The organism is Paraburkholderia sp., from assembly GCF_035948235.1.
Lineage (GTDB): Bacteria > Pseudomonadota > Gammaproteobacteria > Burkholderiales > Burkholderiaceae > Paraburkholderia.
In genome coordinates, this window is sequence record NZ_DASZJJ010000344.1 from 1 (window position 1) to 12493 (window position 12493).

At 62.2% G+C, this 12493-nt stretch carries 13 protein-coding genes and 2 tRNA genes; 8 read left to right on the forward strand and 7 right to left on the reverse strand.

The genetic code is table 11. The features are described from left to right. Positions 1 to 311 precede the first annotated feature (311 nt). On the forward strand, positions 312 to 1463 hold the full coding sequence (locus tag VG320_RS30400; protein ID WP_327203781.1) for a porin: 1152 nt from the start codon (positions 312 to 314) through the stop codon (positions 1461 to 1463). A gap of 100 nt (positions 1464 to 1563) precedes the next feature. On the opposite strand, the gene greB is transcribed toward VG320_RS30400, so the two are convergent. Beyond that, complete coding sequence (gene greB, locus VG320_RS30405) at positions 1564 to 2127, reverse strand: transcription elongation factor GreB (protein ID WP_327203817.1); 564 nt, start codon at positions 2125 to 2127, stop codon at positions 1564 to 1566. Positions 2128 to 2312: 185 nt separating this feature from the next. Between greB and VG320_RS30410 the strand changes: the two genes are divergently transcribed. Continuing rightward, positions 2313 to 2389 (forward strand) — tRNA-Arg (locus VG320_RS30410). A gap of 84 nt (positions 2390 to 2473) precedes the next feature. On the opposite strand, the gene VG320_RS30415 is transcribed toward VG320_RS30410, so the two are convergent. The 5 genes from VG320_RS30415 to VG320_RS30435 all read right to left on the reverse strand — a co-directional run bounded on the left by VG320_RS30415 (position 2474) and on the right by VG320_RS30435 (position 7569). Beyond that, entirely contained in the window at positions 2474 to 2962 is a 489-nt protein-coding gene (locus VG320_RS30415; protein WP_327203782.1) for a phage protein NinX family protein, read from the reverse strand. Between the two features lie 143 nt (positions 2963 to 3105). After that, positions 3106 to 5472, reverse strand: coding sequence for a RelA/SpoT family protein (locus VG320_RS30420; protein WP_103706522.1), 2367 nt, complete (start codon positions 5470 to 5472; stop codon positions 3106 to 3108). Positions 5473 to 5594: 122 nt separating this feature from the next. Beyond that, positions 5595 to 5798, reverse strand: coding sequence for a DNA-directed RNA polymerase subunit omega (gene rpoZ, locus VG320_RS30425; RefSeq protein ID WP_027817423.1), 204 nt, complete (start codon positions 5796 to 5798; stop codon positions 5595 to 5597). A gap of 39 nt (positions 5799 to 5837) precedes the next feature. After that, entirely contained in the window at positions 5838 to 6551 is a 714-nt protein-coding gene (gmk, locus tag VG320_RS30430) for a guanylate kinase (RefSeq protein WP_327203783.1), read from the reverse strand. Positions 6552 to 6636: 85 nt separating this feature from the next. After that, complete coding sequence (locus VG320_RS30435; protein ID WP_327203784.1) at positions 6637 to 7569, reverse strand: YicC/YloC family endoribonuclease; 933 nt, start codon at positions 7567 to 7569, stop codon at positions 6637 to 6639. 267 nt (positions 7570 to 7836) lie between these two features. Between VG320_RS30435 and rph the strand changes: the two genes are divergently transcribed. The 4 genes from rph (at position 7837) to VG320_RS30455 (ending at position 10594) form a co-directional block, all read left to right on the forward strand. Next, complete coding sequence (gene rph / locus VG320_RS30440) at positions 7837 to 8571, forward strand: ribonuclease PH (protein ID WP_327203785.1); 735 nt, start codon at positions 7837 to 7839, stop codon at positions 8569 to 8571. After that, positions 8571 to 9212 carry an RdgB/HAM1 family non-canonical purine NTP pyrophosphatase gene (gene rdgB / locus VG320_RS30445; RefSeq protein WP_327203786.1) on the forward strand — a complete coding sequence of 214 codons (642 nt, stop codon included), beginning with the start codon at positions 8571 to 8573 and terminating at the stop codon, positions 9210 to 9212. Before rph ends, rdgB begins: the two co-directional genes overlap by 1 nt. Positions 9213 to 9256: 44 nt before the next feature. Further along, entirely contained in the window at positions 9257 to 10426 is a 1170-nt protein-coding gene (gene hemW, locus VG320_RS30450) for a radical SAM family heme chaperone HemW (protein WP_414696172.1), read from the forward strand. Between the two features lie 78 nt (positions 10427 to 10504). Further along, positions 10505 to 10594 (forward strand) — tRNA-Ser (locus VG320_RS30455). Between the two features lie 197 nt (positions 10595 to 10791). On the opposite strand, the gene VG320_RS30460 is transcribed toward VG320_RS30455, so the two are convergent. Beyond that, complete coding sequence (locus VG320_RS30460; protein ID WP_327203788.1) at positions 10792 to 11160, reverse strand: hypothetical protein; 369 nt, start codon at positions 11158 to 11160, stop codon at positions 10792 to 10794. Between the two features lie 233 nt (positions 11161 to 11393). Between VG320_RS30460 and VG320_RS30465 the strand changes: the two genes are divergently transcribed. Both VG320_RS30465 and VG320_RS30470 read left to right on the forward strand, forming a co-directional pair. Next, on the forward strand, positions 11394 to 11606 hold the full coding sequence (locus VG320_RS30465) for a hypothetical protein (RefSeq protein ID WP_327203789.1): 213 nt from the start codon (positions 11394 to 11396) through the stop codon (positions 11604 to 11606). Between the two features lie 279 nt (positions 11607 to 11885). Beyond that, entirely contained in the window at positions 11886 to 12317 is a 432-nt protein-coding gene (locus VG320_RS30470; RefSeq protein WP_327203818.1) for an energy transducer TonB, read from the forward strand. Positions 12318 to 12493 lie beyond the last annotated feature (176 nt).

Consider the following 12493-nt stretch of genomic DNA (forward strand, 5'->3'; position numbering starts at 1 on the left):
AATCGATTATTGTAGCGATCGCACAACGCCATTCGGTTGACACTTCTTCCAAGGTCTTACGTAAATCCGCTGAAAGCCCCGACCAGTAAGGCTTGAAGCCGGCCCAATTATCATTCCGGAATTCACAATACTTTATTGCGCAAATCGGAATGCCTCGATTGCAGCGACCCTCTTCTACACTCTGCCTGTCCGGAAACCGACAGCGACGGATTTAACGCGCCACGCGGGCTTTGCCTCTCGCTGCGATTCGTGTGGACGGTTTCCCAAACAGGGTTCGACGAAACCCACCTCTGTTCTCGGAGTTTACAAAGATGAAAAAGACTCTCATGGTCGCTGCCCTCGCGGGCGCTTTTGCAACGGCTGCACACGCTCAGAGCAGCGTTACCCTGTACGGCCTGATCGACGCCGGCCTCACCTACTCGAGCGCGCAAAAAGGCCACGCTACCTACCAGGCAACGAGCGGCACCGTCAACGGCAGCCGTTTCGGCCTGCGTGGCGCTGAAGACCTCGGTGGCGGCCTGAAGGCTATCTTCACGTTGGAAAACGGCTTCAACATCGACAACGGCAACATGGGTCAGAAGAGCCGTCTGTTCGGTCGTCAAGCATTCGTCGGTCTCGCAAGCGACCAGTTCGGCGCTGTGACCCTCGGCCGTCAGTACGACTCCGTCGTCGACTACCTGGCACCGCTGTCGAACACGGGTACGCAATTCGGCGGCACGATCGCTGCTCACCCGTTCGATAACGACAACCTGAACAACTCGATCCGTTTCAACAACACGATCAAGTACAGCAGCATCAACTACGCTGGCTTCAAGTTCGGCGGCACGTACTCGTTCTCGAACAGCACCGAATTCGCGAACAACCGTGCATACAGCTTCGGCGCATCGTACAACTACGCTGGCCTGAACGTTGCTGCTGGTTACCTGCAAACGAACAACAACGTCAACAACCAGCAATTCAACGCGGCGACGTTCTCGGGCGCGGAAGCCGGCGACTACACGTTCGGCGCAGGCCGTCAACGCACGTTCGGCGGCGGCGTGAACTACACGTTCGGCCCGGCAACGGCTGGCCTCGTGTACACGCAGACGCAACTGAGCCAGGCAATCGGCATCTCGCCGACGCAATCGGGCACGACGAACGGCGTGGGCTTCAACGCAAACAGCGCTCGCTTCCAGAACTTCGAAGGCAATGTTCGCTACGCTCTGACGCCGGCAATCAGCCTGGCTGGCGCGTACACGTACACGCGTTCGAACTTCGGCGGCGGCGTGAACCCGAACTTCCACACCGTGGCTCTGCAATCGGACTACGCTCTGTCGAAGCGCACCGACGTCTACCTGCAAGGCGACTGGCAACACGTGTCGTCGAACGACGGCGGCGTGACGGCGTTCCTGAACGGTCTGAGCTCGGCTTCGGGTCGTCAAGACCAGGTCGCTGTGACGGTTGGTATGCGTCACCGCTTCTAAGATGCACCTCGCTGGCCCTTGCGGCCAGCCGTGCAGCTAAAAAGCCGCCCTCGGGCGGCTTTTTTCATTTCTGTCTCAACACAAGCGGTATAGCGGCCGTTCAGGCGGAAGGCGCCGGATAACGCACGTCGAGCACATCGATCGGCTCCGGGCCCGCGGGCGTGAACAGTGTCACCTGATCGCCGATCTTCGCCTTGATGAGCGCCCGCGCGATCGGCGAAACCCAGCTCACGTGCCCGACGTCCAGGTCGACCTCGTCAACGCCCACGATCGTGACCGTATGCGCCTCGCCGTCCTCGGTGCCGTATTCCACGGTCGCGCCGAAGAACACCTGATCCACACTCTCCTGACGGCTGCTGTCGACCACCTCGGCGAGGTCAAGCCGTTTGGTGAGAAAGCGGATACGCCGGTCGATCTCGCGCAGCCTGCGCTTGCCGTAGATGTAATCGCCGTTCTCCGAGCGGTCGCCGTTGGAGGCTGCCCAGGAGACGAGCTTGACGACTTCAGGCCGTTCCTCGTCGATCAGATGCAGCAGCTCGCTGCGCATGCGTTCGTAGCCGGCGGGCGTGATGTAGTTCTTCGCACCCGCGGGAATTTCTGGATGACCGGACTCGAGATCGTCGTCGTCGTTGTCGGTCGATTCTTTGACAAAGGCCTTGTTCATGATGGTTCGATTGACTGCGTTGCTCGTGTGATGCTGATGCGTTGCCCAGTACTGCATGCAGGTCTTCAAGATCCCGGCGAGACCCCTGCGGCCCTCCCCTGAGGTTACACGAAGCACGCTTTCAAACAAATCGCGATAAGGGGCTTCCATTTTCCGAAATCCTTGCTATAATCTCCTTTCTGTGTGCGGCTGTAGCTCAGTTGGATAGAGTACTTGGCTACGAACCAAGGGGTCGTGGGTTCGAATCCTGCCAGCCGCGCCACCTCTCGAAGGGCCTTCCTGATTCAGGAAGGCCCTTTGTCTTTGTGGCGTGCTTTTTCGCACGCCCTTCTCTTCTCTCATTGATTCAGCGCGGCGGCGAGCCGATATCGCCGATCTGCGCGTCGGGCCGTGGCACGTCCTCGACGTCGCCGACCTCACTTGGCTCCGCCGCGAGTTCCGCCTGCGCGCCCATAAGCGCCTGAGGCTGCCGCAACATCGTCTCCACCGTCGCACCGAAGCGGCTCTTCACGAAAGCGCGCAGCAATGCCTCGCGCGTCGTCGCGCCATAAGCTTCGGCCGCGTGCTGGCTGCCGATGAATTCGCCCGCACAGAAGGCCGGCTCGCCCTCACGCCGCTCGCGCAACTCGACACGCACGGCGCGATCCAGCACGACGCCCGCCGCGTCCCACGACGTGGTCGGCTCAAAGCGCCCGTCCCAGGGCTTGCCACGGTCGTTGCCGCGCACGGCGACAGTCTCGCCGCTATCGGTGAAATAGATCTCGCGCACGAAGTCCGGCAGGCTGCGCGCCACCCAGTAATCGAGTTCGAGACCGGTCAGATCAGCTACGTTCATGGCTTGTCCTCGTTTCCTGATGGAAAGTGTTCGAGGGGCGCTTTGAGACAGCGCCGGGTTGGCCGCATAAGGTCGGGCCAGAGAGATTGTGTCGCCAGATACGACACGGGCGGCCCATAAGAGCCGCCCGCTTGAAACCGCAATCAGTAATCGGCGCGTTCGCGATCGATGCGCATGCCGCCGTCGTGGCGATGATGGCCTTCGTCGCTCGGACGCTCGCGCGTGATGCGCATGACGTCCGGATTCGTGCGCACGCGGCGCATGACGTTCGCGAGGTGCACTCGGTCGCTCACCTGGATGACGAAGCGCAACATGTTCGACTCCTGCGCGAGGTCGTCGTCCATGGCGATGTGGACGATGTTCGCGTCGGCCGAGGTGATATCGGCGGCCACGCGCGCGAACACGCCCTTGGTGTTCTTCACCAGCACCTTCACGGCGACATCGAACAAACGGCCTGGCTGCGGCGCCCAAGCCACGTCGATCCAGCGGCCCGGATCGCGGCGATGGATGCGCTGCGCCACGCGGCAGTCGGTCGTATGGATCGCCATCCCCAGACCGATGCCGATATAACCCATGATGTCGTCGCCCGGAATCGGCCGGCAGCATGCCGACAGTTGCACCGACATGCCCTCGGTGCCCGTGATGACCACGGGCGGCGCCTGCGGCGCGTTCGGATCGCGCGGCGGGTGGTGGTGTTCTTCGTCGTCGGCGTCGAGGCCCTTCATCAGCACTTCGATACGCTTGGCCATGACCGCCGCGACGCGCCGGCCCAGACCAATATCCGCGAAGATTTCCTGGCGATTCTTGTTGCCGGTCCACTGGACCAGCTTTTCCCACGTTTCCGGCGTGACTTCCGAAAGCTGGTAGCCGTAGCCCTTGAGCGCCTGATCGACGAGTCGTTCGCCCAGCTGCACGGACTCCGTGAGACGCATCGTCTTCAGATAATGACGAATCGCCGAGCGCGCCTTGCCGGTACGCACAAAGCCGAGCCACGCGGGATTCGGCTTGGAATACGGTGCGGTGATGACTTCGACGATGTCGCCGCTCTTGAGCTCGGTGCGCAGCGGCAGGAGTTCGTTATTGATCTTCACGGCGACGCACTGGTTGCCCAGGTCGCTGTGGATCGAATAGGCAAAGTCGAGCGCAGTGGCGCCGCGCGGCAGCGCCATGATCTTCGCCTTCGGCGTGAAGACGTAGACCGCGTCCGGGAACAGGTCGATCTTGACGTGTTCGAGGAATTCGCTGGAGTCGCCCGCCTCGCTCTGGATGTCGAGCAGCGACTTGAGCCACTGATGCGCGCGCTTTTGCACGTCGTTCAGATCGGCGCCGCCGTTCTTGTAGAGCCAGTGCGCGGCCACGCCCGCTTCGGCGATCTCGTGCATCTTGCGCGTGCGCACCTGGAACTCGATGGGCGCGCCAAACGGACCCACGAGCGTCGTGTGCAGGGACTGATAGCCGTTCACCTTCGGAATGGCGATGTAGTCCTTGAACTTGCCCGGCACGGGCTTGTAGAGCGCATGCAGCGCGCCGATGCACGTATAGCATTCGAGCGCCGACTCCACCACCACGCGAAAACCATAAACGTCGAGCACCTGCGAGAACGACAGCTGCTTGTCGCGCATCTTCTTGTAGATGCTGTAGATGGTTTTTTCGCGGCCGGTGACTTCGGCGTCGAGCTTGGCGTCGGCGATCGCGCGCTGCACTGCCTCCAGAATCTTGCCAACCACTTCGCGGCGATTGCCGCGCGCCGCCTTGACCGCTTTTTCGAGCGTGGCGTAGCGATTCGGGTTGAAGTTCTGGAAGCTGAGATCCTGCAGCTCGCGATAGGTATTGTTCAGACCCAGGCGGTGGGCGATCGGCGCGTAGATGTCGATCGTCTCGCGCGCCACACGGCGGCGCTTTTCGGGCGGCACCGCGCCGAGCGTGCGCATGTTGTGCAGACGGTCGGCGAGCTTGACGAGAATCACGCGCACGTCGCGCGCCATCGCGAGCAGCATCTTGCGGAAGTTTTCCGCCTGCGCTTCCTCGCGATTGCGAAACTCCATCTTGTCGAGTTTCGACAGGCCATCGACTAGTTCCGCGACCTTGGCGCCGAAGCGCTCGGCGATTTCCGCCTTGGTCACGCCCTGGTCTTCGATCACGTCATGAAGCAGCGCCGCCTGGATGGCCTGGGCGTCGAGCTTCCAGCCGGCGCAGATTTCTGCGACGGCGACGGGATGCGTAATGTAGGGTTCGCCACTCTGACGATATTGCCCGAGGTGGGCTTCGTCGCTGAAGTGAAACGCCGCCTTGATCTCCTTGATTTCCTCAGGTGTGAGGTAACCGGAAAGCGCAGCGGTCAGATTGGCGATGGAGACGACCCCGTGTTTGCGGGGCTGCTCAGGTGTTGCGGTTGGCCCGAACAGATGGCGAAACGACTGTTCGAGAACCGCGTCGATGTAATTGCGCGCAGGGCTTGAGGTCTCGGCTTCCTGGTCCACCTCGGTGGCCGGCGAGGGCGTCGTGCTCATGTTCCCCTCCGTATCAGGTCAGGCGTTGACGGTCGGCGCACAGCGCCAATTACATGACTGGTAAAACAGGTACGGCAACTACGGATACAACGAAGACTTACTACGAGGACTGCAAGGCGCCGTTAAACGGGCACCTTTTTCAGCATTTCCAGACCCACCTGACCAGACGCGATCTCACGCAGCGCGACGACGGTCGGCTTGTCGCGGCTTTCGATCTTCGGCGTGTGACCTTGTGCGAGCTGGCGTGCGCGATACGTTGCAGCGAGCGCCAGTTCAAAGCGGTTCGGAATCTGTTTCAGACAATCTTCGACGGTGATGCGGGCCATGTCGGTTCCTTCTCATTCTCAGCAGGTTCTTATTCTACCTTATGTGCCCGATGCGCCGGGCTGCGGCAGGTGGATGCCGAGCTGGACGAAGAGCTCGGTGTGTCGCGCATATTGCGAAGCAAAGCGCATGCGCGTAGCGCTCACGATATTGCGCAGCTCCTGCAGCGCGGTATCGAAGTTTTCGTTGATGACGACGTATTCCGATTCGCTTGCGTGAGCCATCTCGCTACCGGCTGCGAGCAGGCGTCGCGTGATGACGTTGGGCTCGTCTTCACCACGCTTTTTCAGGCGTTCCGCGAGCGCATCGAGCGACGGCGGCAGGATGAAAATCTCCACCGCATTGCGGAACTGCTTCTTCACCTGTTGCGCGCCTTGCCAGTCGATTTCGAGCAGCACGTCGTGCCCTTTCTTCATCTGGTCTTCGATCCACACGCGCGAGGTGGCGTAGTAGTTGCCATGCACTTCCGCGCTTTCGAGGAACTCGCCTTCCGCGTGGCGCGAAAGGAAATCGTCGACGGTCGTGAAGTGATAGTGCTCGCCATCACGCTCTTTCGAGCGCGGCGCGCGCGTCGTGTACGAAATCGACAGACGGATCGCGCTGTCTTCAGCGAGCAGCGCGTTCACGAGCGTGGATTTGCCCGCGCCCGAGGGCGCGACCACCATGAAAAGATTGCCCGGATAAACGCCCGCGTACGGATTGCGCGGTTTCGTTTCAGCCTTGTGCGCACCGTGTGCGCTGGTCTGGTCGGTCATGTTCGTTGCTTCCTGTTTTGCTGCTTATTTTGCTGCGTTTTTGTTACCCGACGCTCCGTGTGTGCACGTACACACACGCGCGTCCTTATTCGAGATTCTGCACCTGCTCGCGCATCTGTTCGATGAGCAGCTTGAGCGTCATCGACGCATCGGCAAGTTCCTTCGCCGCCGCCTTCGAACCGAGCGTATTCGCTTCGCGGTTCAACTCCTGCATCATGAAGTCCAGACGCTTGCCCACGCGCCCGCCCTTCTCGATCACGTGACGCGTTTCGTTCAGATGCGCGGTGAGGCGCGAAAGCTCTTCGGCGATGTCGATGCGGATGCCGTACATCGTCACTTCCTGGCGAATGCGCTCGGCGACTTCTTCGCGCGAAATGTTGCCGATATTGCCGTTCGCTGCATCCGGCGCGGCAATGCCGAGCGCTTCCTGCAGACGCTCGACGATCTTCTGCTGATGCTTGACGATCAGGTCCGGCACGAGCGGCGTGATCTTCGTGACGATCGCTTCCATCTCCGCGACATTGGCAAGCAGCATGTTGGCGAGCTGCGCGCCTTCACGGCCACGCACGTCGATCAGATCGACAATCGCCTGCTTGCCGCAGCCGAGCACCGCATCGCGTAGCACTTCGGGCGCGACGCCGCTTTCCGCCAGCACGCCCGGCCAGCGCAGGATTTCACCGGTGCGCAGACGGCCCGATTCCGGAAACGCTTCGAGCACGGCGCGTTCGAGCACCGCGAGCTGTTCGAGCGCATCGCGGTTGAGCGCGCCTGCGTTGGCGGCCTGCTCGCTGCGCTGGATGTTGATGCGGATATCGACCTTGCCGCGCGAGAGCTTCGTCATCAGCATTTCGCGCAGCGTCGGCTCGATGACGCGCACGTCTTCGGGCATGCGGAAGTTCAGGTCGAGAAAGCGCGAGTTCACGGTCCGCAATTCGACGGAGACACTGGCGCCGCCCGTGCCCGATGCCGCAACCAGTTCGCGCGTGGCGCTGGCGTAGCCGGTCATGCTGTAAATCATGGTTCGTCTCGCGATAAAGCCGCAGCGGCGCACCTGAAAGGCGCCGGTCACGGCGAAGGGATTCGAGGCGCCCGGCGTGTACGCGTGCTGTCTGTGACGCTCGATGACGCGGGGCGGAGAAACCGTATTATCCCATTTTTGGCCGCGCGGCCGCCGGTGCCGCCATTGCGCCGGATCCGCCCCCTCAGGCGCGCGCGTCGTCCACCGCGCGAAGGCGGTAAAATTGCGTTTTCCCCCTCCTTCCCGTGCCCTCGCGCACACCCCACGATGACCCAAACCATTCTGCGCCCCTCCGGCCGCGCCGCCGACCAGCTTCGCGACGTCCGCATCACCCGCCATTTCACCAAGCACGCCGAAGGTTCGGTCCTCGTCGAGTTTGGCGATACCAAGGTGCTGTGCACCGCGAGCGTGTCCGAAAGCGTGCCGCCGTTCCTGCGCGATAAGGGTCAGGGCTGGCTCACCGCCGAATACGGCATGCTGCCGCGCGCCACCCACACGCGCAGCGACCGCGAAGCCGCGCGCGGCAAGCAGACGGGCCGCACCCAGGAAATCCAGCGCCTGATCGGCCGCGCGATGCGTGCGGTGTTCGATCTCGAAGCGCTGGGCGCACGCACCATCAACCTCGACTGCGACGTGCTGCAGGCCGATGGCGGCACGCGCACGGCAAGCATCACGGGCGCCTTCGTCGCGGCCCACGACGCGGTTTCGAAGCTGCTGGCAGCCGGCAAGATCGAGCGCTCGCCCATCACCGACTACGTAGCGGCGATCTCGGTGGGCGTCTACGAAGGCCTGCCGGTGCTCGACCTCGATTACGCCGAAGATTCGCAGTGCGACACCGACATGAACGTCGTGATGACGGGTTCGGGCGGCATGGTCGAAGTCCAGGGCACCGCTGAAGGCGCACCGTTCTCGCGCAGCGAACTCAACGCGCTGCTGGATCTCGCGCAAGGCGGCATCGCCACGCTGATCGGCATGCAGAAGGCCGCGCTGGAGATCGTTTGATGGCTGCTACGCCTGATATCGCAGATAACGGCGCGCGCCCGCTCGGGCGCGTCGTGCTGGCGTCGAACAACGCCGGCAAACTGCGCGAATTCGCGGCGCTGCTCGACGCCGCGGGGATCGAGCTCGTGCCGCAGGGCACGCTCGGCGTGCCCGAAGCGGAAGAACCGCACGCCACCTTCGTCGAAAACGCGCTGGCCAAGGCGCGTCACGCCTCGAAGCTCACCGGCCTGCCCGCCATCGCCGACGACTCCGGCCTGTGCGTGAGCGCGCTGCGCGGCGCGCCGGGCGTATATTCGGCGCGCTACGCGCAACTCGCGGGCGGCGAAAAGAGCGACGCCGCGAACAACGCTTTGCTGGTGCAGAATCTTCAGGAACACGCCGATCGGCGCGCGTACTACTACTGCGTGCTCGCACTGGTGCGCCACGCCGACGACCCCGAACCGCTGATCGCGGAAGGCCGCTGGCACGGCGTCGTGATCGACTCGCCGCGCGGCGACAATGGCTTCGGCTACGACCCGTACTTCTACGTGCCGGGCCTTGAAGCGACCGCTGCCGAACTCGATCCGGCACTCAAGAACGCGTCGAGCCATCGCGCAATCGCCCTGCGGCAACTGCTCGCACGGCTCCAGGAGGAAGCGTGAGCCAGCAGCACAAGATCGGTCTGGACGTCGTGCAGTCGTTCACGATGCCGGGCAGCATTAGTCTGACATCGCTGCCGCCGCTCTCGCTCTACGTGCATTTCCCGTGGTGCGTGCGCAAGTGCCCGTACTGCGACTTCAACTCGCACGAATGGAAAGGCGAGCGCTTTCCCGAGGACGATTACCTCGACGCCTTGCGCGCCGATCTCGAGCAAGCCTTGCCGCTCGTGTGGGGCCGCCAGGTGCACACGATCTTCATCGGCGGAGGCACGCCTAGTTTGCTGTCGGCGAAGGGGCTCGACCGGCTGCTGTCGGATGTGCGCGCGCTGCTGCCGCTCGACGCCGATGCGGAAATCACGCTCGAAGCGAATCCCGGTACTTTTGAAGCCGACAAGTTCGCGCAGTTTCGCGCGAGCGGCGTCAATCGCCTGTCGATCGGCATCCAGAGCTTCAACGAGGCGCATCTGAAGGCGCTCGGCCGTATTCACGATGCGGCGCAGGCGCGCCATGCGGTGGAAGTCGCGGCCAACACCTTCGACAATTTCAATCTCGACCTGATGTTCGCGCTGCCCAGGCAGACGCTCGCCGAATGCCAGGCCGATATCGAAACGGCGCTGGCGTTCGCACCGCCGCATCTGTCGCTCTACCACCTCACGCTCGAACCCAACACGATGTTCGCGAAGTTCCCGCCCGTGCTGCCCGACGACGACCAGTCGGCGGATATGCAGGAGTGGATTCACGCGCGCACGGCCGAAGCCGGCTATGGGCGCTACGAGGTTTCCGCCTACGCGCAGCCGGGGCGCCAGAGCCGCCACAACCTCAATTACTGGCGTTTTGGCGATTACCTGGGCATCGGCGCGGGCGCGCACACCAAGCTGTCGTTCCCGAACCGCATCGTGCGCCAGATGCGCTACAAGCATCCGGCCACCTTCATCGAAGAAGCGCGCGCGGGCAAGCCGATCCAGGAAGAGCACGAGGTGAGCGCGAAGGATCTGCCGTTCGAGTTCATGCTCAATGCGCTGCGTCTGGTGGAAGGGTTCCCGGTTTATCGCTTCATGGAGCGCACGGGCCTGCCGATCACGACCATCGAGCCGCAATTGCAGGAAGCGGAAAAGCGCGGGCTGATCGCGCGCGACTACGAGAAAATCGTGCCGACCGAGCTGGGCCAGCGCTTCCTGAACGATCTGCAGGAGCTGTTTTTGAAGGACGGGCACTGATCCCGGTGTAAGGATTTGATCTGCGCCATCGGCAGGGCTGCCGGTGTGCGCACATTCCAGGTTACAATGCGCGCCTCCGGAGGTGTGGCAGAGTGGTTGAATGCACCGGTCTTGAAAACCGGCGAAGGAGTAATCCTTCCGTGAGTTCGAATCTCACCGCCTCCGCCAGATTCACGCATGGGTCAACGCCGACCCATCTGCGCCGACCTAAGCGGTCTCTCTCGCGGCCTGGCCCGCTATCTTCCCCGAACGTAATTGCTGCCTGATGGCACTCGCCTCCACGCGCGTGAGGCCAACCATCACCACAGCCACCAACGAGTTTCGCAACCTTCAGCGAAACCCGCTGGCGACCTGCATCTGAAGCCTTACTGGTTAAACACGCCCGTCTTCTGCGAGACGTCCGACACGCTCATCGAGTAGCGCTTCACGATGTTCTTCTGATCGAACATCACGACGAGTTCCTTCTTCTTGCCGCTCGCGCTCGAGCCGAACAGATTCACGACCGGAATGTAGTTGACGGCATCGCCGTGCATCTTCGCGAACTCGTAGCGCCAGATTTCAAGGCCGCCGTCGGTGAATTCGGTCTTGGCCGGCGAACCGAACATTTCGCGAACCTGATCCTTGGTCGTTTTGCCCTCGACGACCTTCGTCGAGACGGTTTCTTCGGTCTCCGAGCGCAGGCTGTCGTTGCCGGTGCCGGCGCAGCCCGCCAAAGCCAGAATGACAGCGCACAAAGCGATCTTCTTCACAACTTCCCCCGATTTAAAGTAAATGCATTACGAATATTTGAGGAGTATTACCGCGTTGTTGATTGCGGGTCTCCGCACGAGTTATCGGTAAGCAAATGTAAAATTTAAGGGTCGCGTGCATATTTTTCGTTTATATGCCGTGCCTGCTCTTCGGCATTTGGCTAGGTGAAAACCCTAGTATTGCGGTAAAATCCCAACCTTCGATGGGATCAACCGCCATGCCGCACCGTTACCAACTGCTTGAAAAGTTTGCTTTTTCGATCGTCGTCATGTTTGCCGTGACGTGCTCGAGCTACATCGCGTGGGAAACCTCGCCCGATCTGCGCGAAAACGTCCAGGTTGGCAAGGAACTGTTCCTGAAGAGCGGTGAGTATTCGTACGCCTGCTCGACTGTGGTGGCCGATCCCTGCGCACAATTTCCGGTTGAATAAGCGTCACGCATAAGCCGCTCGGCAAGCTACTGAGCAACGCAGCGTCGCCTCTTGTGCGCGACGCCTCGCGACACCTCCGCCTCTTCCTTCATCACATACGCCGTCGTTCCTTACCTGCCCTTACGGCGCGGGTGACTGCGGATTGATTCCCCTCGCGTTTGGACTAAGCTCGAATCTGTCTCGCCTTCGAGCCTGCTCGCCATGCTCATCCGCGTTCGTACGCGCAGCGGCCTTGTAGCCGTGAGCGCAGCCGCTCTCCGCCGTCTCGGCCCGGCGCTGATGCTTGCGTTCGCAAGCGCCTGCACGATCACGCCACCGCCTCGACCGTTACTCGTCATTCCGCCGCAGGCCATCAACAGCACGACACTGGACGACTATCGCGCGCAGATCGCCAAGCGCATCGTCGATCGGAATCCGTCCTACGTGCTGCGCGGCACGCCTCAAGCGATGTTGCGCTCGCTGGTGGTGGTGTCGTTTACGGTCAACCGCGACGGTCAGGTCGTGAAGTCGTCGGTCTATCGCACCAATGGCGACGACGACGCCGAAACCACCGCGCTCGCCACGCTGCGCCATGCGCAACCGCTGCCCGCGCCGCCGCCGCGCCTGCTCAACTCGGTCGGCCAGATCGAGTTGTTCGAGGACTGGCTGTTCAACGACGATGGCAAGTTCCAGTTGCGCACACTGGCGTCGCCGCAAGCGCGGGACTATTGATCGTCGATTGATCCACTGCGCATGACGGCGCGCCTTTCGAACGCCGTCGGCGCAGCTTGCGCTCGCCTTGCTGCGCGCCGCACCCGCTCGTTATAATTTTTCGCTATCCCCCGCCGGCTTCGCGCCGGCCCTGCCTGCGCGCCGCGTCACCCACGCCGCGCCGTAGCGCGCTCCGA

Bases quoted from the DNA above. Each gene is read 5' to 3' on its own strand.
- VG320_RS30400 (WP_327203781.1), top strand. From the start codon at position 312: ATGAAAAAGACTCTCATGGTCGCTGCCCTCGCGGGCGCTTTTGCAACG.
- greB (WP_327203817.1), bottom strand. From the start codon at position 2,127: ATGAACAAGGCCTTTGTCAAAGAATCGACCGACAACGACGACGACGAT.
- VG320_RS30415 (WP_327203782.1), bottom strand. From the start codon at position 2,962: ATGAACGTAGCTGATCTGACCGGTCTCGAACTCGATTACTGGGTGGCG.
- VG320_RS30420 (WP_103706522.1), bottom strand. From the start codon at position 5,472: ATGAGCACGACGCCCTCGCCGGCCACCGAGGTGGACCAGGAAGCCGAG.
- rpoZ (WP_027817423.1), bottom strand. From the start codon at position 5,798: ATGGCCCGCATCACCGTCGAAGATTGTCTGAAACAGATTCCGAACCGC.
- gmk (WP_327203783.1), bottom strand. From the start codon at position 6,551: ATGACCGACCAGACCAGCGCACACGGTGCGCACAAGGCTGAAACGAAA.
- VG320_RS30435 (WP_327203784.1), bottom strand. From the start codon at position 7,569: ATGATTTACAGCATGACCGGCTACGCCAGCGCCACGCGCGAACTGGTT.
- rph (WP_327203785.1), top strand. From the start codon at position 7,837: ATGACCCAAACCATTCTGCGCCCCTCCGGCCGCGCCGCCGACCAGCTT.
- rdgB (WP_327203786.1), top strand. From the start codon at position 8,571: ATGGCTGCTACGCCTGATATCGCAGATAACGGCGCGCGCCCGCTCGGG.
- hemW (WP_414696172.1), top strand. From the start codon at position 9,257: ATGCCGGGCAGCATTAGTCTGACATCGCTGCCGCCGCTCTCGCTCTAC.
- VG320_RS30465 (WP_327203789.1), top strand. From the start codon at position 11,394: ATGCCGCACCGTTACCAACTGCTTGAAAAGTTTGCTTTTTCGATCGTC.
- VG320_RS30470 (WP_327203818.1), top strand. From the start codon at position 11,886: ATGCTTGCGTTCGCAAGCGCCTGCACGATCACGCCACCGCCTCGACCG.